This window comes from Dietzia psychralcaliphila, from assembly GCF_003096095.1.
Taxonomy (GTDB): domain Bacteria; phylum Actinomycetota; class Actinomycetes; order Mycobacteriales; family Mycobacteriaceae; genus Dietzia; species Dietzia psychralcaliphila.
The window spans coordinates 99,656-120,619 of sequence record NZ_CP015453.1 but is presented as its reverse complement, the minus strand read 5'-3'; the positions used below and the strand labels follow the sequence as shown (position 1 = coordinate 120,619).

Here is a 20,964-nt window from a genome sequence, read left to right as displayed (position 1 = left end):
CAGGGTCAGCGAAGGATGCGCAACTGGAACGGGTAGTTGATGGTCCGACCCTGGGTCGCCCGCACCGTGCCGATGAGGTGACCGACGATCTGCAGGACGAAGGAGATGGCCAGCAGGATCAGGCCGATCGGGATGCCGATCACGGTGATGATGAAGATCCAGCCCACGATGCTCATGATCCACAGGCCGAGGTTGAAGTTGAACGACCCCGCGGCCGCCTGCCGGACGAACGGGCTGCGGTCCTTGTAGATCAACCACATCACGAGCGGTCCGACGAAGGAGAGCCACCCGGCGGACAGCGCCATGGCGATGAGGCTGGACGCGTGCGCCAGAGCGGCGGGGGTGCGGTCGTCGGGTCCGGCTACGGGCTGCTGTCCATACCGGGGGTCGCCGTACTGCTGGAATCCGGGCTGCTGGGTCATGCCCCCAGTGTGCGCCTCTCGAGGCGGCGTGGCATCAGGGATGTCCCCCGTGTCGTCCGGTTCCGCGACCGATCGTGTCTCCGGGCACCGCGGTCCCCGCTATCCCACGTTTCACCCGCTTGTCACATGCCCCGCCTACCCTGGCGGCCATGGCAGACACCCCACAGGACCCCACCGCAGTCGACTCGGGGACCGACCCTCTCGCCCGGGCGGTGGCCCCGCTGCGGGACGACGTCCGATTCCTCGGTTCCCTGCTCGGCGAGACGATCCGGGAGCACGCCGGGGACCGGGTGTTCGATCTCGTCGAGACGGCCCGCCGGACGGCGTTCGCGGTCCGGCGCTCGGAGGCCGACCGCGACGAGGTGTCGGCCCTGTTCAAGGACATCAGCGCCGCGGACGCCATTCCGGTGATCCGTGCGTTCTCCCTGTTCGCGTTGCTGGCCAACGTGGCGGAGGACCTGCACCAGGAGCGCCGCAGGCGGATGCACAGGGCCGCCGGCGAGACGCCGCCGGACGGGGACCTGGAGGTCACGTGGACCCGGCTCGCGGAGCTGCTGGAGGGGGACGGCGACGAGCGACTGGCCGCCGTTCGGGCCACCGCTCGCGTCTCCCCGGTCCTCACCGCGCACCCCACGGAGACCCGACGCCGGATGGTGTTCGAGGCCACCCGCCGGGTTCACGTCCTCATGGGCCGCCGGGACGTGCTGCGATCGGGGGAACAGGATCCCGTGACGGAATCCGAACTCGCCGAACTCGAGCTCGAGCTGCGCAGGCTCGTCCTCGCGCTGTGGCAGACCGCCCTCATCCGGAACGAGCGTCCCCACATCGAGGACGAGGTGATGGCCGGACTCCAGTACTACGAGGCCACTCTGCTCGAGGTGATCCCGCCGCTCAACGCCCAGATCGACGAACGCCTCGGGTGCGGTGGCCGCGCGATGGTGCGCCCCGGTTCGTGGATCGGCGGCGACCGCGACGGCAACCCGTACGTCACCGGCGACGTGGTCCGGTTCGCCACCGACCGGGCGGCCGAACTGCTCCACGGCCACTACGCCGAGCAGCTACGCCTGCTCGAACGTGAGCTGTCGATGTCGGCCCGGATCGTGCAGGTCGACTCCGGGATAGCCCAACTGGCCGACTCCCTCACGGACACGGAGGTCGAGGGGAGCCCTGCGCGGGAGGACGTGCCCTTCCGTCAGGCGGTCCGGGTGGTCCGTCGCCGGCTCGCCGCGCGGGCCCGCGCCACGGGGTCCTCGCTGCCCCGCTCGGTGCTGCTGTCCGCCGGGCGACTGATCGGCCTGGACGACGACCCTCCGTACGCCGATCCGGAGGAGATGGCGGCGGACCTCGAGACGATCGACGCCGGGCTCTCCGCGGTGGGATCCGACCTGCTGCGCGCCCCGCGACTGCGGGACCTGCGGTGGGCGCTCAACTCGTTCGGGTTCCACCTTCAGTCCCTGGACATGCGCCAGAATTCGGAGTCACACGAGGAACTGCTCACCGAGGTGTTCGCGATCGCCGGGGTGACCGGGGACTACGCCGCGCTCGACGAGGACGCCCGCGTCGAGCTCCTGCTCGGTGAGCTCTCCCACGACCGGCCGTTGCTCGGCGCCCGGGCCGAGCTCTCGGAGTTCGCGGCCAAGGAGATGGGCGTGCTGAAGGCCGCAGCGGAGGCCGTCTCCGGGCTCGGTCCCGACGTGGTGCAGCACTACATCGTGTCGATGTGCGGGTCGGTCTCCGACCTGCTCGAACCCGCGGTGCTCCTCAAGGAGGTCGGCCTGTTCTCCGGTAGCCCGGACGAGCCCCGGTCGACCGTGCGCCTCATCCCGTTGTTGGAGACTATCGACGACCTCGCCGGCGGCGCCCGGATGCTCGACGCGGCTCTGGTGCTCCCACAGTTCCGCGCGCTGGTCCGCTCCCAGGGCGACGTGCTCGAGATCATGCTCGGGTACTCGGACTCCAACAAGGACGGTGGGTACCTCGCCGCCAACTGGTCGCTGTACGAGGCCGAGCTCGCGCTCGTCGACACGGCCGCCCGTGCCGGTGTGCACCTGCGCTTCTTCCACGGTCGCGGCGGCGCCGTGGGACGCGGTGGCGGCAACTCCTACGACGCGATCCTCGCGCAACCGCCGGGCGCGGTGCAGGGAGCGTTGCGGATCACCGAACAGGGCGAGATCATCTCCGCCAAGTACTCGGAGCCCGTCCGCGCCCGCCGCAACCTCGAGGCGCTCGTCGCGGCCACACTCGAGGTCTCGCTGCTCGACGTCGAGGGTCTCGGTGACGACGCGGAGCAGGCCTACGCGGTGATGGCCGCGCTGGCCCGACTCGGCCGCGAGGCCTACGCCGAGCTGGTGCACGAGGACCCGGGTTTCATCGAGTACTTCACCACCTCCACCCCGCTCAGCGAGATCGGCGAGCTCAACATCGGCTCGCGACCCACCTCCCGCAAGCAGACCTCCACGGTCGACGACCTGCGTGCGATCCCATGGGTGCTGTCGTGGTCCCAGTCCCGGGTCATGCTGCCGGGCTGGTTCGGCGTCGGCACCGCGCTGCGGCGTTGGGTCGAGGACGGCGGGGGTGAGACCGTCGGGGGTGCGACCGACGGTCACGCGAATGCCGGCGACGGTCACAGCGCAGCCGGCGGTGCGGACAGCGAGGAGCGGTTGGCCACGCTCCGGCGCCTCTACCGCCACTGGCCATTCCTGCGGACCACACTGTCCAACATGGCGCAGGTCATGGCCAAGGCCGACATGGGCCTGGCCGCCCGGTACGCCGAGCTGGTGCCGGACGCCGAGGTGGGCAGGAGGATCCACGGGGTGATCTCCGACGAGTTCGACCTCACCCGCGAGATGCTGCTGGCCGTCACCGGGCAGGAGACCATGCTGGACGACAACCCGGCGCTCGCCCGCTCGGTCCGCAACCGGTTCCCGTATCTCGAACCGCTCAACGTGCTGCAGGTGGAGTTGCTGCGGCGCTACCGCGCGGGCGACCGGGACCCGGACATCCGGACGGGCATCCAACTGACCATGAACGGGCTGGCCACCGCGCTGCGCAACTCGGGCTGAGCCCCGCCCGACACAACCCCCGTCGAGAAGAGTGTTCCGAACGCGTTTCCCGAGTAGCGATGCGCGAAACACTCTTCTCGACGCGGGGGACGGCCGGCGGGGGCTCGTCGGGGCCGGCGGGGGCCGGGCCGGGCCGCTACCGCAGTTGCCGCTGCGTGAGCGGGATGAGCAGCACGCACACCACCGCCAGGGCCGCGATCCAGGGCACCGGTCCGCCGAGACGGGAGAGCACCGCGAGCACGTACGGCGTGGCCATCCCGAGGTAGGCCAGGACGTAGAAGACGGCCACGAGTCCGGCGTGGTCGCGGGGCCCGGACTGGAACTCCACCTCGACCAGTCCGGCCACCAGCAGGGTCGCGTAGCCCGCACCCAGCAGGACCGCGACGGGCAGGAGCCACAACGCGCGGCCCGGAAGGTCGGGCGACGCGGCCAGGGCGGCCCCGGCGGCCATGCCCAGCGCGGCGGCCGCCAGTCCCATCACCGGGGGCCGGGACGGCGGCGAGGCCGCGGCGAGCCGACGCACGGTGGGCTGGACCAGCACCCCGGCGCCGAGCGTGACGCCCACCATGACCCCGGCGTACGCGGTCGGCAGCCCTCCGGCGTCGCCTCCGAGCAGGTCCGCCAGGACCGCGAACGACATGCTGGCGCAGCCGAACACCAGCGGCGCCCAGGGGGCGACCCCGAGCAGGAACCTGCGGGTGCCCGCACTGGCGGGGATGAGCCCGGCCGAGGCGGAGCCTCCGTGCGGCCGGTACGGGTCGGCGGCGTTCCAGGCCGCCACCAGCGCGACCGACCCGAGCACCAGGTGGGGCAGGTAGGGGGACACCATGGGAGCGGGTGCGAACTCGCCCACCAGGCCCCCGACCAGGCCGCCCAGCCCGAACCCGCCGGTCAGGGCGATCGCGGCCCGTCGCGCTCCGGTCCCGGGCGGGGCGCCCGCGGAGAGTTCACGCACCCAGGCGCTCCCCGCACCGAACGCGGCGCCCGACGCGAGCCCGGCCAGGAAGCGGCCGAGGTACAGCCACAGTGGGTCCTGCGGGCCGAACAGCATCAGCACGGTGGCGACCAGGGACAGGACGAGGACCGGCCGCATGAGCACGCGCCGACCGTGGGCGTCGGACCACCGGCCCGCCACGAGCAGTGTCGGCAGCAGCCCGACGATGTACACGCTGAACATCGCGGTGACGTCGGACTGTCCGAGCCCCTGCTCCTCGCGGTAGAGGAACAGCAGTGGCGCGAACTGGTTGGCGCCCCATCCCACGGCGAACACCGCGAGGGCGGCGCGCAACCACGCGCGATCGGTAGGCGGACTTGTCATGTGGCAGAACCTATCGCCCGATCGTCAGGTCAGCGCCTCGATCACGAACGCCACCCCCACCGCCACGAACAGCGCGCTGACGACCACGTCCACCGTCGGCAGGACCCGTCCGACCCGCTCGTTGACACGTCGGTGCGACGCCGCAACGGCGAGAGCGCAGAACCACACCAGCGCGACTGCGATCATCCCCGCCACCAGCACGACCGACTGCCCGGGCGGGACCTCGCCGCTGAGGAACGGGGTCAGGACGGCACCGAAGAACACCAGGGCCTTGGGGTTGGCCAGGTTGGTGGCCAGACCTCGGGCGAAGTCTGTCCGCGGCACCAGTTCCGCTACTCCCGCGTCGGAGTGTGGGTCAGGGATCGCGTCGGGGCTGGCCCCTGCCGCTGACCGCGCTCGCCACCAGCCCCGCAGCCCGAGTACCCCCAGGCTCGCCAGCAGGAGTCCCCCGGCCACCTGCAGCCCGGTCATGACCTGCGGGTACACACGCACCAGTGCCGCCAGACCGGCGAACGCTGCCGCGAGCCAGATCGCGATTCCGGTGACCACCCCGACCGCCGTGGCGATACCGTGGCGTCGCCCGACGAGCGCACGGTGGAGGACGACGACGAGGTCGGGCCCCGGTGAGATCACCGCGATCACCCAGATTCCGTAGAGCGCCGCGACCTGTCCCGCGGTCACGCAGCGGACTCCATCGCCAGGAGACGCCTCTTGACCTCGAGCCCGCCCCGGTACCCGCCGAGTCCGCCGTCCGACCGCAGGATCCGGTGGCACGGCCACACCAGGGGAAGCGGGTTGGTGGCGCACGCCGTGCCCACCGCGCGCACCGCCCCGGGCTTGTCGAGGGCGGTGGCGATCTCTCGATACGTCGCCGTGTGTCCGTATCCCACCTCCGGGAGTCGGTGCTGAACGAGACCGCGGAACCCGGAGGCCAGGACGGTGTCCAGCGGCAGGGAGAACTCCCGCCGACGACCCGCGAGGTAGTCGTGGATCTGCGTGGTGGCCTCATCGAGGACTCCCGTGGCATCGACACCACCCGTGGCCTCGTCCGGCGATCCGGAGGCACCCGCCTGCACGACCCGGGGCCCGATCTTCGCGGCGAGCATCTGCAGGACCTCGTCCCGGGGTTCGCCCTCGAACGCCACGTACGCCAGACCCTGCGGGGTCGCCGCCAGGAGCAACCCGCCGATCGGCGAGTCGACGGACCGGAACAGCACGTCCACCAGCCCCTCCTGTTGCGCCTGCCGCGCCAGGCGGTCGCGCAACCGGCCCGTGTCCGCGGAAGCGCCGCGGAGTGTGTCGATGACGTCGTCCCTGGTCATGGCTCCTCCATCGTTGGTGTCGTCTGCACGGTCTGGTCAGGCACGGTCTCTCGCTCCACGGTCCGCCTCAGGGCCGCCACCCCGTCGGCGGCCGCCCGTCTGGCGGCTGCCTCACCGCCGCCGGTGAGCGCGGCGATCTCGGCGTACGGCAGCCCGCCCAGATACCGGTAGGCCACACAGAGCCGCTGCCGGGTGGGCAGAGCGGCGACCGCGCCCCATATCTGGTGGTCGCCGAGTTCGTCGTCGTCGCCCGCACGGCTGCCACTCCACCCGCCGTCACTCCGCCCGCCGCCACTCCTCCCGCGGCCACTCCTCCCGCGGCCACCGCCCGCCCACTCCTCGAGCAGGGCGACGTCGTCCACACCTCCCGCCGGGGCTGCGATGCGCGCCGATCTGCGCACCACGTCCACGGCGCGGCGGTGGGCGACCCTGACCAGCCACGCCTCCACATTGGTCTCCTCCGGCAGGTCCGGCCAGGCCCGCAGCGCGGACAGGAACGTCTCGGACCAGGCGTCATCCGCATCGGGACCGGGGCCCAGGACCGCACGGCACACTCGTAGGACGGTCGGCCCGTGCCGGACCACCGCACCGTCGAAGGCTGCCCTCATGTGTCAGATCCTCCCCTCGTCCCTTCCGCCTCGTTCACACGCCCCGGCCACTCATCCCGGCCACCGGTCTCAGGAGGTAGTCGTTCCGAGCCGCGAGAACGTGAGGTCCGTGCGGCAGGAGGCGAAACCGGGGCCTCTACCTGACGTCGACGCCCGCGGCGGGTGATACCTTCGGACCACCAACACCGCTGATGAATGGCTGTCTATGGAGGTGAGTTGCGGTCATGGACCTTCCCCGTATCTTCACCATCCGCGAGAGCAGCCATCGGATCCACAATCCACTGACCGAGGTCAAGCTCGCCGCCCTAGGGGCAGCCCTCCGGCTCGCCCCAGGAACGCGTGCACTGGACCTGGCCAGCGGCTCGGGTGAGATGTTGAGCACCTGGGCCCGTGATCACGGGATCACGGGCACCGGTGTGGACATCAGCACGGTCTTCACCGAGGCAGCCCGAGCCCGCGCCGCCGAACTCGGCGTGGCCGACCGTGTCGAGTTCATCCACGGTGACGCCGCCGGCCATGTGGCGGACGAGCCGGTTGATCTGGCCGCATGTGTCGGTGCCACCTGGATCGGCAGCGGTGTCGCCGGGACGACAGAGTTGCTCGATCGCAGCCTGCGTCCCGGAGGCGTGATGCTGATCGGCGAGCCGTACTGGCGGCGGACCCCGCCGGACAAGGAGACGGCCGTCGCCTGCCAGGCCACCGCCATCGCCGACTTTCAGGAGCTCCCAGACCTGATGGGGACGTTTCATGATCTCGGGTACGACATCGTCGAGATGATGCTCGCCGACCAGGACAGCTGGGACCGGTACACAGCGGCCCAATGGCTCAACCTGCGCCTCTGGCTCGACCGGAACCCCGACGACGATCTGGTCCCGGAGGTGCGTGAGGAACTCGCCACCGCGCCCGCCCGCTACACGCGTTTCACGCGTGAGTACCTCGGATGGGGCGTGTTCGCCCTCATGAAGCGCTGACACTCATCCCACGCGGTGATCGCGAGTCGCGACTCCTCGGATCGACACTTATACAGCTTTCCCTCGCCCGTCCGGTGCTCGGTACTGTCGAGAGTCGGATATCTCCGGGCGGGACGCCGCATCGGACTTGCGTGTGGAGGACAGGGAATGGCATCGATCTTCATCTCGGGCGGGGCGGCTGGAATCGGTCTGGCAACGGCGGAGCGATTCGGCCGCGAGGGATGGACTGTCGGGGTGTACGACGTCGACAAGGACGCTCTGGCCACGGTGCGGTCGAGGCATCCCGACTGGATCACCGGAGAGCTCGACGTCCGCGACATGCAGCAATGGGAGAAGGCGCTGGGCGAGTTCACCTCGCACACCGGTGGGACCCTCGACGTCCTGGACAACAACGCGGGCGTTCTCGTCGCTGGCGATCTGCAGGAGATCTCGGCTGACGCGGTCAAGGCCCAGATCGACATCGATGTGTTGGGCGTGACGCTCGGCGCCAAAGCCGCGTTCCCGTACCTCAAGGCCACGCCGGGGTCACACCTGGTCAACATCGCGTCCGCGTCTGCGATCTACGGTCAGCCCGGGATCGCCACGTACAGCGCCGCCAAATTCTATGTCGCCGGACTGACCGAGGCGTTGGAGCTCGAGTGGGCACCGCACGGCGTGCGTGTGGTGGGGATCTGGCCGCTGTGGGCCAAGACCGCTCTCGCGGACCCCAAGGCCAAGACGACCAGGACGCTCGGCATCAAGATCACTCCCGAGCAGGTCGCGGACAAGGTCTGGCAGTCCGTCCACCCGACGACCCTTGACCGCCGCTTTCATCGCACGTCCTACAGCGTCGGTGAGCAGACGACCGTGCTCGCGAACATCTCCAAGTTCTCGCCCAACTTCGCGACGCGCCTGGTCAACAAGGTCCTGGCCCAGTAAGGCCTCCCGTCGAGCTGATCGTGGGGCACCTTTCGAGCGTTGCACTGAGCCTTGTTGAGAGCAGAGGTCACCTTGGCGTCCGCGACCTGAGTTCGACCAGACCCAGGCACTCGCCCGGCCGACGGCGTCCGCAGTAGTCGTCCCGAGCGAAGAGAACGTGAGGTCCGTGCGGTACCCGATCCCGCTCGGCACTCGCATACTTGTGTGACCTCACACTCTTTGGGAGTCACCATGCTCGGTTCCCGCACCCCACGCCGCCTGCGTTCCCGACTGGCTGGCGCCCTCGTCGCCGCCGCGCTGGCCGTACCCGTCGCCGCAGCGGTCACGACCATCACCGCCGCGCCCACGCTCGTCCCGCAGGCCGCCGCCGGGCCGGTGGAGGACGCACTGACGGGCCTCGTCGGGGACCTGGACCCCACCGGTGAGCTCGGGCCGTACGTGACCGAGGCACTCAACGGCATCAACGGACCCATCGGCGCCCCCGGCCCGCCGGCCGCCGTGGACACCCCGGTCACGTGCCGACCGACCCCGGCCCACCCGCGACCGGTGATCCTCGTCCACGGGACGTTCGACAACGGCCCCAACACCGTGCCGCGACTGGGCGAGCCGCTGCGGAGGCAGGGGTTCTGTGTGATCGCACCGACCCTCGGCGCGTACGCGGGCAACCCCGCCCGGGGAGGTCTCGACTCGATCGTCGGCGCGTCCGGTCCGCAGCTCGCCGGGGTGATCGACCACGTGCGCGCGGTCACCGGAGCGGCCCAGGTGGACCTGGTGGGCTACTCCCAGGGCGCCTCGATCGCGGGGTACACCACCAAGGTGTTGCGTCCCGGCGCGGTGGGCAGGGTGGTCTCGGTGGGCGGGTACTGGGGCGCCGACAACAGCGGGCTGATCCCCCACCAGTTGCCGCCGGGGCTCGCCGGCGCGGCGCTATGGGCCGCCAACCTGCGGGGTCTGGCCGAACTGTCGCCCGGGAGCCCCATGCTCACCGCCTGGTACGGACTCGACCGCACCCCGTTCCTGCCCGGGGTCGCGTACACGCTCATCGCCACCGGCGGCGACCATCTCCTGCCACCACAGCGGAGCTTCGTGCCGGGGCCCGGCGTCGGGTGGCGGGTCCCGGAGCAGGCCTGCGGCGGCGGCCCGACCTCCCACGGCGGGATGGCGCTCGACCCGCGGACCCACTCGATGGTCGCCCGGGCACTCGGCGGCGCGGGCGCCTGCTGAGTTCAGCCTGATGAGATCGCCGGCCTCGAGAGGGCCGGAGCCGGGTCAGCCGATACCGCTGCTGCGGCCCTCCACGCTCCGACGGTCGCCGCGGTGGCGCTGGACGAGCTCGTAGGCGTCCCGGAGCCCGAGACCGGGGTGCGCCACCCGGAGTCGCCGGACCGCGTCGACCTCACCGGACGAGGACTGCACCGCCTCGGCGACCTCGGCCGCCCCGAGCTCGGAGGCGATGCGACGCGAGCGGTCCTCGCCGCTGGCCCCGAACCACCACCGGCGGGCGGCCGCGGCGAAAAGCAACACCGCGAGCGCGCTCCACAGCAGGACGTCGAGGGTGCCGGCCTCGGGGGAGGTCAGTTCTACGGCCGCCACCACGAGCGCGCCGATCCCGCCGAGCGCGGTGGCCGCCACGTACGCGACCGTCTGCGCACCACGCGGGGCCGGGCCGTCCGCGCCGTGCGGGCCGGCGGATCCGGAGTCGTTCACAGAGTGATCCGAGGGAGTGCGGGAGGTCACGAGGCGACCACCTCGTCGTCGTCGCCGTCTGTCGTCCCACCCCCAGGGTCCGCCGCCAGGCCGTGTTGCAGGCGGTGCTCCACCCGGTCCACCTTTCCGCGCAGCTCACCGGAGCGGCCGGGTCGCAGGTCGGCCTTGAGCACCAGGCTCACGCGCGGGGAGACCGCCAGGACCGCCTCGGTGGCGGCGCGGACGACGGGCATGACCTCGTCCCAGTCGCCCTCGATGGTGGTGAACATCGAGGTGGTCTCGTGGGGCAGACCGGACGCGCGGACCACCCGCACCGCCTCGGCGACGGCCTCGCTCATGGACGCCGTCGCGTCCTCGGTGGTGGTGGGTGCGACGGAGAACGCGAAGAGCATGGCCCCACGGTAGGCCTCTCCCCGGCGCGGCGCAGATCGAGGTCCGACCGGGACCGGCCGTCAGACGCGGGACACCTGCTGCGGCACACCAGGCTCGTACCCGGCCCCGGTCAGCAGTTCCCGGACGCGCGGGATGACCTTGCGACCGTAGAGGTCGACAGAGTTCATGAGGTGCTCGTGCGGGGTGGGTCCACTGGCGTACTTGAGGTCGAAGCGGTCCAGGCCCAGCGTGCGGACGGTCGCGGCGATCTTCTGCGCGACGGTCTCGGGTGAGCCCACGTACATCGCCCCGGACCGCACCTCGCGGTGGAAATCGGCCTCCACCGCGTCCCCCCATCCGCGCTCACGGCCGATCTTGTTGCGGTTGACCAGCCAGTGCGGCATAGCCAGGGCGGCGGCCTTCTCGTCGGTCTCCGCGACGAAGCCCGGTGAGTGCACGGCGATCGGCAACCGCGGCGCGTCGGCGCCCGAGAGCTGCGCGTTGGCCTGGCGGTACAGGTCGGCGAAGGGGGCGAACCCACCGGCGGCCCCGCCGATGATCGCCAGCATCAGGGGCATCCGGTACCGGGCCGCGCGCACCACGGACTCGGGGCTGCCACCCACCGCGATCCAGGCGGAGAGCCCACCCTCGGTCTCCGGGTACACGCGCTGGTCGACCAGGGGGCGCCGCAGCTCCCCGGACCACGTGACCGGCGTCTCGGGCAGCAGCGCGGAGAACAGGTCCAACTTCTCGCTGAACAGCTGCTCGTACTGCTGGAGGTCGAGGCCGAACAGGGGGAACGACTCGGTGAAGGACCCGCGCCCCAACACGACCTCGGCGCGCCCGTTCGACAGGGCGTCGATCGTGGAGAAGCGCTGGAACACGCGGATCGGGTCGTCGCTGGACAGGACGGTGACCGCTGAGCCGAGGGTGATGCGCTTCGTCCGGGTCGCGATGCCGGCGAGCACCACATCCGGGGCGGAGACGGCGTAGTCGGGCCGGTGGTGTTCCCCCACCCCGAACGCGTCGACGCCCACCTGGTCGGCCAGTACCGCCTGCTCGACGACGTCCCGGATGACCTGGGCGTGGTGGACCCGCGCGCCTTGCTGATCGACGGTGGTGTCACCGAAGGTGTCGAGGCCAAAGGCGACGGACTGTGACGACGAGGGGGTCGTGTCGGAAGTGGTGTGCTGAGTCATGCCATCACATTAGTTGACCTGTCAACCATAGGGTCCGCGGACACCCCTGACGTCCCGGCCGGGCGGGTCTACAGTTCGTTCATGACGTTCACCGAGGCCGTGGAACTGGTCGGCAAGACGATGGATGCGGCCGGCGTGGCCGCCATCGTGGTGGGGGCGTTGGTGGCGGCACTGTTCGCCCTGGACCCGCGTCGGCGGTCCGGCCACGAGGGCGACGTCTACACCGCGTTCCGTCGCCGACTCGGCCGCGCGATCCTACTGGGCCTCGAACTCCTGGTGGCCGCGGACATCATCCGGACCGTCGCGATCTCACCGAGCTACAACTCGGTGGGGTTGCTCGCGCTCGTCGTGCTCATCAGGACCTTCCTCAGCTGGTCGCTCGAGCTGGAGATCTCCGGGCGGTGGCCGTGGCAGAAGGGAGCCGGATCGCGAGCCGACCGCGCCCGGCATGATGGAGGCGACCCGGCGCGAGCCGACGTGCACGACAGCGAGAGGACCACACCATGACCACCACCGATCACGGACCCCACCCCTACGTCGTCAACATCGAGGACGAGACCCTCGGCAACACCAACTACCGGACCACGCTGTGGACCGGCAAGAACCTGCAGATGACGGTCATGGCGATCGCCCCCGGGGACGACATCGGACTCGAGGTACACGAGGACCACGACCAGTTCCTGCGGGTCGAACAGGGTCGCGGCCGCGTCCAGATGGGGCCGGCCGAGGACCGGTTGGAGTTCGACGAGGAGGTCGGCGACGACTGGGTGATCCTCGTGCCCGCCGGGTCGTGGCACAACGTCACCAACATCGGCGACGAGCCGCTCAAGGTCTACTCGATCTACGCCCCGCCGGAGCACGAGCACGGCACCGTCCACGCGACCAAGGCCGAGTCGGACGCCGACGAGCACTGAGGCACGTCGCGCCCTGAGTCGACGACAACCGGGGCGCCTGGCGACGCGCCGGGTTCAGGCGCCGGCGGGACCCTCGTCCCGCCGGCGCCTCGTCGCGCGCACGTACCTCGTGAGCATCCGGTCCATCAGCGCGGGCGACAGGCGCTGCAGCCGCCACGTCGCCCGGGCCCGCGCGGGTTCGATCACGAGCGCCCGGTTCTCCCGGACACCACGCAGGACGCTCTCCGCCAACAGATCCGGGTCCAGCGGTTCCCGTACGCCCTGACCCTCGAGGTAGTAGTGGCGGCCGTCGAAGCCGTCGAGCTCGCCCTTGTCCAGGATCGCGGTGTCCACCGCGGCCGGGCACACCACGGTCACACCGACGCCGTGGCCTGCCGCCTCAGCGCGCAGCGAGAGCCCGAGCCCCACCACGGCGTGTTTGGTCATGGCGTAGCTGGTGATCAGGCCCGCAGGGCACAACCCGCCCATGGAGGCGGTGAGCACGATCGACCCCGACCCCCGGCGGATCATCTCCGGGTACGCCGCGTGGACGCAGTGCACGACCCCGCGGATGTTCACCTCGATGATCGCGTCCCACTGCCCCAGGGTGAGCTGCTCGGTGTCCCCTCCCCAGGTGATGCCGGCGTTGGCGAACATGAGGTCCAGGCCCCCGTGCTCGGCGACCACCTCGCCGACCAGGTCGGACACCGCCTGGGCATCGGTGACATCGAGCGCCGCCGACCGGGCGGTTCCGGTGACCGTCGCGCCCGAGGGCCCGCCCCCGGCGCCGCCGGCTCCCGCGGTGATCTCCTCCGCGACCCGCCGGGCAGCCACCGGGTCGATGTCCGTCACTACGACGTGGGCCCCGGCCGCCACCAGGGCGCGGGCCAGCGCGGCGCCGATCCCCGAGCCGCCGCCGGTGACGATCGCGGACCGCCCTGGCAGCGCCGCGGCACCACGGCCGTCACCGCGGCTTCCCCTGCGGCGGCCGTCTCCCCGGCGGCCCCGACCCGGCCTCACGAGAACGCCTTGGTGGCCAGACCGAGCACATCCGGATAGCGGCGCAACTGGGCGCCGCCGTCGACGGCCAGGTCCTCCCCCGTCATCCAGGGCGAGTCCGCGAGGTAGAGCACCGCCCGGGCGACGTCCTCCGCGGTGCCCCGGTGCGGGACCGCCGCGTTCTCGGCGTACTCCTCGGCGAGCCCGGGGATCTGCAGGACCGGTTCGGTGAGCGGGGTGACCAGGAACCCGGGTGAGACCGTGTTCACCCGGATCCCCCGCTCCCCGAGCTCGAGTGCGGCGACCTGGGCCAGCATCACCAGACCGGCCTTGGCCGCGCAGTACGCGGCCATCCCCCGGCCGGGCTGCCGCGCGTTGAGCGAGGCGATGGCGACGATCGACCCGCCCTCGCCGACCACCCGTCCGGCGTGTTTGAGCACGAGGAACGCGCCGGTGAGACACACGTCCACGACACGCCTGAACTCCGCGGTGTCGTGGTCGGTGACCAGCCCGAGCGTGCTCACCCCGGCTGTGGTGACAACCAGCTCGGGGCCGGTGCCGGAGAACAGCGCCTCCACCGAGGACTCGTCCACCACGTCGACGACCCTGTGGTCGTGACCCGGACCGTGGGGGCCGGTCGAGGCCCCCAGGCCGGCCGAGTCCGCCAGCTCGGCCAGCTCGGCCACGCGCGCCTCGGCGAGGTCGCCGTTGACGTCGGCCACCGTCACCCGCCACCCGTCCGAGGCGAGCTGCCGCGCCGTGGCCCATCCGATCCCGGATGCGCCGCCGACCACCACCGCGTGCCGCCTACCGGTCGTGTCGTCTGCCATTTCCGCCTCCGTCCGGGATGGGGCCCGGGGCGAGGTGCCCCGTCAGCGCGCCAGGGACGCTGTTGACGCCCGTCAATCCCTGGCCATAATCTAGGACCGCAATGTGATTCGCGCCATAGCTTTCCGGCGCGGCGGTCCCCCGGCCCGAAGAGGTTCCCATGACATCCATCCCCACCGTCGCCGTCATCGGCGCGGGCATCAGTGGTCTCACCACCCTGAAGATGCTCGAGGACTACGGCATCGGGGCGGTGTGCTTCGAGGCCTCCGACCGGATCGGCGGCAACTGGGCGTTCGACAACCCCAACGGGAGTTCGAGCGCGTACCGGTCGCTGCACATCGACACCTCCAAGCACCAGCTGAGTTTCCGCGACTTCCCCATGCCCGAGGAATTCCCGGACTTCCCGCACCATTCGCAGATCAAGCAGTACCTCGACGACTACGCCGAGGCCTTCGACCTGCTGCGATCGATCGAGTTCGAGAACCGGGTGCTGCACGCCGAGCGCCTCGAGGGCGGCGGCTGGGAGCTGACCACCGAGCACACCGGCACCCGTCGCTTCGACGCGCTGGTGGTGGGGAACGGACACCACTGGGACCCGCGGTTCGGCGACTTCCCGGGCGAGTTCACCGGCGAGATGATCCACTCGCACGCCTACGTCGACCCGTGGGACCCGCTGGAGCTGATGGACAAGCGCGTCCTCGTGGTGGGCCTGGGCAACAGCGCCGCCGACATCGCGGTCGAACTGTCCTCCAAGGTGATGCGGAACGAGGTGGTGATCTCCACCCGGTCGGGCGCGTGGATCGTCCCGAAGTACATCGCCGGCCAACCGGCCGACAAGTACTTCGCCACGTTCCCGTTCCTGCCCTATTCGTGGCAGCGCAAGGCCATCCAGGCCATGCAGCCGATGTCGGCGGGTCGACCCGAGTCCTACGGGCTGCCCAAGCCCAACCACAAGTTCTTCGAGGCCCACCCCACCCAGTCCGTCGAGTTGCCGCTGCGGCTGGGCTCGGGGGACATCACGGCCAAGGGCAACATCGCTCGTTTCGAGGGACGGACCGTGCACTTCGAGGACGGCACGGCCCAGGAGTTCGACGTGGTCATCCAGGCCACCGGCTACAACACCTCGTTCCCGTTCTTCGACCCCGAGTTCCTCAGCGCCGACGCGCACAACCACGTGCCGCTCTACAAGCGGATGTTCTCGCCGGGGATCGACGACCTCGTGATGGTCGGCTTCGCCCAGTCCACACCCACTCTGTTCCCGTTCGTCGAGGCCCAGGCCCGGCTGGCCGCCGCGTGGGCGGCCGGCCTGTACCGGACCCCGGGGCGGGCGGAGATGGAGCAGGTCATCGTGGCCGACGAGAAGAAGTACATCGGTCACATGCTCGACACCCCGCGACACCAGCAGCAGGTGGACTATTTCCTCTACGAACACGATCTGCGTACCCACGAGATCCCCCAGGGCAGGGAGCGCGCGTCACGCCTCGGCGGGATGATCCGGTCGGCGGCGACCGCGTGAGCGCGGGCGGCACCGGTGGTGAGGGCTCGAACGGTTCCCCGCGTGGGGACCGTCGACGGGAGGCCTTGTTGGCCGAGCTCGACCGACAACTGCGCACCACCAAACTCGACGACATCTCCGTGGCCGATCTCACCGACGCGGCCGGGATCACCCGCTCGGCGTTCTACTTCTACTTCGACTCCAAGGCCGCGGCCGTGACGGTGCTGCTCTCCTCCATCCAGGCGACCGCCGCCAAGTCGAACGACATGCTGGTGAACTCCGACGGCCGCTTCCGGTCCCGCGTGTCCGCCACGCTGAGCCGCCTCGCGGACCGGATGGTCGACAACGCGCACGTCTACCGGGCCCTGCTCACCGCGCGCACCACGCACGAGCCCATGCGCCGCCTCTGGGACGAGGGACGGGCCGAGCTGGCGGCACCGATCGCCGAGTACATCCGTTCGGAGCGGGCGGCCGGCCGGGCCCCCGATGGGGCCGATGCGGATTCGCTCGCCACGGCCCTCATCCAGATCAACGAATCGGTGCTCGAACACCTCGTCTATGACCCCGGTGCGGATCGGGAACCCATGATCGCCACCGCCTCCGACCTGTGGGTCCGGGCCATCTACGGCCGTCCGGACCCGTCGGTCGACAATCCAGGAGAACACTCGTGACCAGTCAGATCACTCCAGTCGACCTCGAGTTCCGCTCCGGCGGGGACACCTGCCGTGGCTGGTTCCTCCCCGCGGGCGGGACCGATCCCGCACCCTGCGTGGTCATGGTCCACGGTCTGGGGGGCACGGCCGACTCGGGCCTGCTCCCGTTCGCCGAGGCCTTCGCGGCGGCCGGGTACGCGGCCTTCGCCTTCGACTACCGGGGTTTCGGCCGGTCCGGTGGCGGACCCCGCCAGGTCGTGTCGCCGTCCCGGCAGCAGGACGACTTCCGGGCGGCGGTCGCCGCGGTCTCGGACCGGCCGGACGTCGACGCCGACCGGATCGTGCTGTGGGGGTGCTCACTGGGCGGCGGGCACGCGCTCGAGGTGGCGCGGGATCCGGGTGGGTCGTCGACCATCGCCGGGGTGATCGCGGTGGTCCCGCTACTCGACGGTCGGGCCGCGGCGGTGGCCGCCGCGCGTCAGCACCAGCCGGGCACCCTGCTCCGTTCGGCCGGCACCACACTCGCGGCCAAGGCGGCGGCGGCCCTGGGCCGCACGGAGCCGATGGTCCCGCTGGTCGGCCCGCCGGGATCGAACGCAGTGCTCTCCCTGGAGGGGTACGAGGATGCCTACCGCTCGGTCGCGGGACCGACCTGGCGCAACGAGATCGGGGGCGGGGTCGGGGCGGTACTGGGCTCCTTCCGGCCCGGAGCGAGAGCCGGGGATCTCGCCGGGCTCCCCGTCCTGATGCAGATCGCCGACCTCGACCGGAGTGCGCCACCACACTCCGCGGGCAACGCGGCGTTCGCTGCCCGCGCAGAGGTGCGCCACTACCCGGGTGACCACTTCGACCTCTTCCCCGGGCGACAGTGCCACGAGCTCGCGGTGACACACGCACTGCACTTCCTGCGCCGTCACCTCGGTTGACCGCCTTCTCCGCATTGCTTGTTGACGCATCACCATCGGCGCGTTATTGTAGGTGACACAACAACCAAACGCCCCGGCGTCCAGCCGGGACATCCTCTGAAGGAGTCACCATGACCGCCACCCTCACCGACCTGACCGGCACCTGGAACCTCGACCCGACCCACACCCGCCTCGGCTTCGTCACCCGCCACGCGATGGTCACCAAGGTCCGCGGGTCGTTCAACGACTACACGGGCAAGGTCACCGTCCCTGCGGAGGGCGTCGAGGGCGCGACCGCCGAGGTCGTCATCAACGCCTCCTCGATCGACACCCGCAACGCCGACCGCGACGGCCACCTCAAGTCCAATGACTTCTTCGACATGGAGAACCACCCGGAGATCACCTTCCACTCCACCACCATCTCCCCGAACGGTTCCGGCGGCGTCGACGTCACGGGAGACCTCACCATCAAGGGCACCACGAAGTCCGTGACCATCCCCTTCGAGTTCGAGGGCACCGCCACCGACCCCTTCGGCAACCTCCGTGCCGGGTTCGAGGGCTCCACCGTGATCAACCGCAGTGACTTCGGTCTGTCCTGGAACGCCGCGCTCGAGACCGGTGGCGTGCTCGTCTCGGAGAAGGTCACCCTCGAGATCGAGCTCTCGGCCATCAAGGAGGCCTGAGCCCGACCCGGCCCGGGCGGGCAGTCCCCGGTTGGACCCCCGTCTGAGCAACTCGTCTGGGCAACCCGGGCGAGACGCCCGGTTGAGACGCCCGGTTCGCGCAACGCCGCCCCCACCTCCTACGAGGTGGGGGCGGCGTTGTTCGCGTAGCGGTCCGGACCGGCGAGGGCGGGGCCTGTGCGCGGGCCGGGTGACGGGCCAGGGTTCGGACTAGGGGACGACGACGAAGACCGCGGTGTGCGAGCCGTCGGCGTCCTGCCAGGTTCCGCTGAGTGTGCCCGGGGATCCGATGAGCGGGCAGTCCGCCTCGGCGTCGTTCTCCTCGTCGATCACCCGGATGACCTGCGGTGCGGCATCGGCGTCGGCGTCTCCTACGGACCCGTCCCCGCCGCCGCGGATGTTCACCGGCGACGGCGTGATGGTGCCGTCCTCCACCGCCAGATGGTCGGCGGCGGCGTCCCGGTGGCTGACGACCCGGCGCACCTCGGCGACATACACGGGATCGGCCGGCGCGTCGTACACCCAGCGCCGCCCGAGGACAGAGTGCTCGATGGTCCCGACCAGGGCGTCCTGCGCCTCCGGGAGTTCCGCCCCCCGATAGGTGACGGGGACGTGGAACGTGCGGGTGCCATCCGTGACGAGGAAGGACTCCATGCCCACCTCGCCGTCGGGGTCGACGAACCGGTAGGCGGTCACCTGCTCGAGTCGCGCCGGGTCGCCGTCGAACCAGGACTGGTGGCGGATCCACGCCCGGAGCAGCTCGATCTTGCCCGGGCTGAGGACTGCGTCATAGATCTCGGCGGTTCCGCTCATGGAATAAGCATCCCTGTAGAGCGGCGGCGCGGCAAACACTCGGCGAGATGAAGAAGAATTTGTCCGGGCGGCGTTGCTCCTGCGCATCGCCGGATTCCATCGACCGCGGATCGGGACGATGTGAGCGCCGTCACAGCATGCGACTGGCCATCGCCGTTACGGTGACCGCCGTGCCTCCGGGAGATCCCGGTGCTCGATCGAAAGGTGACCACCATGAAGAAGACCATCGCGATCATCGGTTCCGCTGCTGCACTGTCCTTCTCCGGTGCCGGCCTGGCCGCCGCCCAGAGCGACCTCCCCGGCCTCGACAGTGGTTCGGTGGGCGCCCCCGCGGCCGGCGAGACGGACCTCGACGACGTCGAGACCCCTGCCGAGGTGTCGGACATCGCGCTGCAGCTCTGCGGCACGATCTCCGCGTACGACTTCCTCGGCTCCGTGGGCGGCGTGGCCCCCGGCCTGTCGGGCGACGAGTGTGAGGCGAACGCCGATCTGGCCATCTCCACCGCGATGACCGGCGACATCCCCGGTGCGATCGACATCCTCCGTGGCATCGACGCCGAGGTCCCGGGTGACGGTGACACCGGCAGCGGCGACACCGGCAGCGATGACACCGGTGGGGACGACACCGTCGAGGACGACGCGGTCGACGCCGAGGCCTGACAGACCCGGCTCAGAACAGCCCCGGCTCAGCCCCGGCCCCCCGCGAGGGGAGCCGGGGCTGACGTCATTTCCGGGCCCCCACCGGTCCGCGCTCCGGAGCCCCTACTGGTCCGCGTCGCCGCCCGCGGTCACGAGCTGGCTGAGGAGCTGGTGATCGATGTGGCCGGGCTCGGTCGACTCCAGGAAGTCGGTGAGGATCCGCTCGACGGCGGCGGGATCCTCGACGTGTGGGTAGTGCCCGGTGCCCTCGACGATCGCGAGCCGGCTGCCCGGGATCGCCTCGTGGGTGGTGTGCCCGTGTGAGACGGGGATGATCGGGTCCCGGTCGCCCCAGATCAGCTGGAACGGCAGCTGCGCCGCCAGGTAGAGCCGGTTGTTCGCGGAGACGGCCTGGCCCTTGTTGTCCACGACGGCCCGGAGCGTCTTGAAGAAGGTGCGCCGGTGGCCGGGCCTGCCGAGGGACTCGTACGCCGCCCACGGCTCCTGGAGGGCGATAGCGCGGACACCCTTGCCGCTGAAGAATCCGCGGGCCTTGTCCCCGGCGGACACCACGAACGGGGCTGCGCCCGCCGACAGCAGGAGCTCGGCGCCGGGGACCGCGAGCAGGCGCAGGATCCAGTTGACCTCCTTGCCCAGGCCGCCGCTGCCGATCAGCGCGATGCGCTCACAGAAGTCGGGGTACTGGTAGACGAACTGCAGGGCCACGCCGCCACCGAGCGACTGGCCGATGACCGTGCAGCGCGTGATGCCCTTGACCACCAGCAGGTCGCGCAGGGCCGACGCCATCGCACCGAGCGAATAGTCGTCGAAGTCGAGTGAGCTCTCCCCGTGACCGGGCAGGTCGGGGGCGATGATGTGGAACTTCGATTCCAGACGCGGGATCAGCTCGCGCCAGGTGATGGAACTACCCGCCATACCGTGGATGAGCAGCAGCGTGGGCTTTCCCGCGCCCGCCCCCGCCTCGCGGTAGGCCAGCTCGCGGCCGTGGAGCCTTGTCCGCTGCATCTCGGTCTTGTGTACATCGGCGTTCTGCATGTCGCATTCCCCCTCGGGGACGGACTCCGCGCCGTACCTCGTCGCCAGGAGTACCAGACCCCATTGTGCGCCATCAGGGGCCTGGCGAGCAGTTCTCTCTA

At 70.8% G+C, this 20,964-nt stretch carries 23 protein-coding genes; 11 read left to right on the top strand and 12 right to left on the bottom strand.

The genetic code is table 11. The features are described 5' to 3' along the window. Positions 1-5: 5 nt before the first annotated feature. Positions 6-422 carry a DUF4870 domain-containing protein gene (locus A6048_RS00515; protein ID WP_107747761.1) on the bottom strand — a complete coding sequence of 139 codons (417 nt, stop codon included), beginning with the start codon at positions 420-422 and terminating at the stop codon, positions 6-8. Between the two features lie 149 nt (positions 423-571). On the opposite strand from A6048_RS00515, the gene ppc reads away from it, so the two are divergent. Further along, positions 572-3,484 (top strand): phosphoenolpyruvate carboxylase, encoded by a 2,913-nt coding sequence (ppc, locus tag A6048_RS00510; RefSeq protein ID WP_235027315.1) that lies wholly within the window; start codon positions 572-574, stop codon positions 3,482-3,484. A gap of 136 nt (positions 3,485-3,620) precedes the next feature. Here ppc and A6048_RS00505 read toward each other — a convergent pair whose 3' ends face one another. The 4 genes from A6048_RS00505 to A6048_RS00490 are packed head-to-tail and all read right to left on the bottom strand — an operon-like array spanning position 3,621 to position 6,732. Beyond that, positions 3,621-4,802: an MFS transporter gene (locus A6048_RS00505; RefSeq protein WP_107747760.1), complete on the bottom strand. Its 1,182-nt coding sequence runs from the start codon at positions 4,800-4,802 to the stop codon at positions 3,621-3,623. 24 nt (positions 4,803-4,826) lie between these two features. Further along, positions 4,827-5,483, bottom strand: a complete 657-nt coding sequence (locus tag A6048_RS00500) for a LysE family translocator (RefSeq protein ID WP_107747759.1) — start codon at positions 5,481-5,483, stop codon at positions 4,827-4,829. After that, complete coding sequence (locus A6048_RS00495) at positions 5,480-6,124, bottom strand: methylated-DNA--[protein]-cysteine S-methyltransferase (protein WP_107747758.1); 645 nt, start codon at positions 6,122-6,124, stop codon at positions 5,480-5,482. Before A6048_RS00495 ends, A6048_RS00500 begins: the two co-directional genes overlap by 4 nt. Further along, positions 6,121-6,732 carry an RNA polymerase sigma factor gene (locus A6048_RS00490; protein ID WP_107747757.1) on the bottom strand — a complete coding sequence of 204 codons (612 nt, stop codon included), beginning with the start codon at positions 6,730-6,732 and terminating at the stop codon, positions 6,121-6,123. The genes A6048_RS00495 and A6048_RS00490 overlap by 4 nt, the downstream gene beginning before the upstream one ends. Before the next feature lie 224 nt (positions 6,733-6,956). Here A6048_RS00490 and A6048_RS00485 point away from each other — a divergent pair, with 224 nt between their 5' ends. The 3 genes from A6048_RS00485 (at position 6,957) to A6048_RS00475 (ending at position 9,845) form a co-directional block, all read left to right on the top strand. Beyond that, positions 6,957-7,703, top strand: a complete 747-nt coding sequence (locus tag A6048_RS00485; protein ID WP_107747756.1) for a methyltransferase domain-containing protein — start codon at positions 6,957-6,959, stop codon at positions 7,701-7,703. A 147-nt stretch (positions 7,704-7,850) separates the two neighbouring features. Beyond that, positions 7,851-8,621, top strand: a complete 771-nt coding sequence (locus A6048_RS00480) for an SDR family oxidoreductase (protein WP_107747755.1) — start codon at positions 7,851-7,853, stop codon at positions 8,619-8,621. A gap of 204 nt (positions 8,622-8,825) precedes the next feature. Beyond that, positions 8,826-9,845 (top strand): esterase/lipase family protein, encoded by a 1,020-nt coding sequence (locus A6048_RS00475; RefSeq protein WP_235027304.1) that lies wholly within the window; start codon positions 8,826-8,828, stop codon positions 9,843-9,845. Between the two features lie 45 nt (positions 9,846-9,890). Here the strand turns inward: A6048_RS00475 and A6048_RS00470 are convergent, their stop codons facing one another. The 3 genes from A6048_RS00470 to A6048_RS00460 are packed head-to-tail and all read right to left on the bottom strand — an operon-like array spanning position 9,891 to position 11,899. Further along, complete coding sequence (locus A6048_RS00470) at positions 9,891-10,358, bottom strand: hypothetical protein (RefSeq protein ID WP_107747753.1); 468 nt, start codon at positions 10,356-10,358, stop codon at positions 9,891-9,893. Then, entirely contained in the window at positions 10,355-10,720 is a 366-nt protein-coding gene (locus tag A6048_RS00465; RefSeq protein WP_107747752.1) for an MTH1187 family thiamine-binding protein, read from the bottom strand. The genes A6048_RS00470 and A6048_RS00465 overlap by 4 nt, the downstream gene beginning before the upstream one ends. A gap of 60 nt (positions 10,721-10,780) precedes the next feature. Beyond that, complete coding sequence (locus A6048_RS00460) at positions 10,781-11,899, bottom strand: LLM class flavin-dependent oxidoreductase (RefSeq protein ID WP_107747751.1); 1,119 nt, start codon at positions 11,897-11,899, stop codon at positions 10,781-10,783. A gap of 81 nt (positions 11,900-11,980) precedes the next feature. On the opposite strand from A6048_RS00460, the gene A6048_RS00455 reads away from it, so the two are divergent. Next, positions 11,981-12,406, top strand: a complete 426-nt coding sequence (locus A6048_RS00455; RefSeq protein WP_107747750.1) for a DUF1622 domain-containing protein — start codon at positions 11,981-11,983, stop codon at positions 12,404-12,406. Further along, entirely contained in the window at positions 12,403-12,813 is a 411-nt protein-coding gene (locus A6048_RS00450) for a cupin domain-containing protein (protein WP_107747749.1), read from the top strand. The genes A6048_RS00455 and A6048_RS00450 overlap by 4 nt, the downstream gene beginning before the upstream one ends. Before the next feature lie 54 nt (positions 12,814-12,867). Here the strand turns inward: A6048_RS00450 and A6048_RS00445 are convergent, their stop codons facing one another. Then, positions 12,868-13,737 (bottom strand): SDR family NAD(P)-dependent oxidoreductase, encoded by an 870-nt coding sequence (locus A6048_RS00445; RefSeq protein ID WP_107748054.1) that lies wholly within the window; start codon positions 13,735-13,737, stop codon positions 12,868-12,870. Between the two features lie 71 nt (positions 13,738-13,808). After that, positions 13,809-14,621 carry an SDR family NAD(P)-dependent oxidoreductase gene (locus tag A6048_RS00440; RefSeq protein ID WP_162533916.1) on the bottom strand — a complete coding sequence of 271 codons (813 nt, stop codon included), beginning with the start codon at positions 14,619-14,621 and terminating at the stop codon, positions 13,809-13,811. A 158-nt stretch (positions 14,622-14,779) separates the two neighbouring features. On the opposite strand from A6048_RS00440, the gene A6048_RS00435 reads away from it, so the two are divergent. From A6048_RS00435 to A6048_RS00420, 4 genes are all read left to right on the top strand, one after another. Continuing rightward, positions 14,780-16,135: a flavin-containing monooxygenase gene (locus A6048_RS00435; protein ID WP_107747748.1), complete on the top strand. Its 1,356-nt coding sequence runs from the start codon at positions 14,780-14,782 to the stop codon at positions 16,133-16,135. Beyond that, positions 16,132-16,785: a TetR/AcrR family transcriptional regulator gene (locus tag A6048_RS00430; RefSeq protein ID WP_107747747.1), complete on the top strand. Its 654-nt coding sequence runs from the start codon at positions 16,132-16,134 to the stop codon at positions 16,783-16,785. Before A6048_RS00435 ends, A6048_RS00430 begins: the two co-directional genes overlap by 4 nt. Further along, positions 16,782-17,693 (top strand): alpha/beta hydrolase, encoded by a 912-nt coding sequence (locus A6048_RS00425; protein ID WP_107747746.1) that lies wholly within the window; start codon positions 16,782-16,784, stop codon positions 17,691-17,693. The genes A6048_RS00430 and A6048_RS00425 overlap by 4 nt, the downstream gene beginning before the upstream one ends. 110 nt (positions 17,694-17,803) lie before the next feature. Beyond that, the gene (locus A6048_RS00420; protein WP_107747745.1) at positions 17,804-18,355 is read left to right on the top strand and encodes a YceI family protein; all 552 of its coding nucleotides are present in this window, start codon (positions 17,804-17,806) and stop codon (positions 18,353-18,355) included. 210 nt (positions 18,356-18,565) lie between these two features. Here A6048_RS00420 and A6048_RS00415 read toward each other — a convergent pair whose 3' ends face one another. Beyond that, complete coding sequence (locus A6048_RS00415) at positions 18,566-19,168, bottom strand: maltokinase N-terminal cap-like domain-containing protein (protein WP_107747744.1); 603 nt, start codon at positions 19,166-19,168, stop codon at positions 18,566-18,568. A 213-nt stretch (positions 19,169-19,381) separates the two neighbouring features. On the opposite strand from A6048_RS00415, the gene A6048_RS00410 reads away from it, so the two are divergent. After that, complete coding sequence (locus A6048_RS00410; protein ID WP_107748052.1) at positions 19,382-19,828, top strand: hypothetical protein; 447 nt, start codon at positions 19,382-19,384, stop codon at positions 19,826-19,828. Between the two features lie 102 nt (positions 19,829-19,930). Here the strand turns inward: A6048_RS00410 and A6048_RS00405 are convergent, their stop codons facing one another. Next, positions 19,931-20,863: an alpha/beta fold hydrolase gene (locus A6048_RS00405; protein ID WP_235027664.1), complete on the bottom strand. Its 933-nt coding sequence runs from the start codon at positions 20,861-20,863 to the stop codon at positions 19,931-19,933. Between the last annotated feature and the right edge of the window lie 101 nt (positions 20,864-20,964).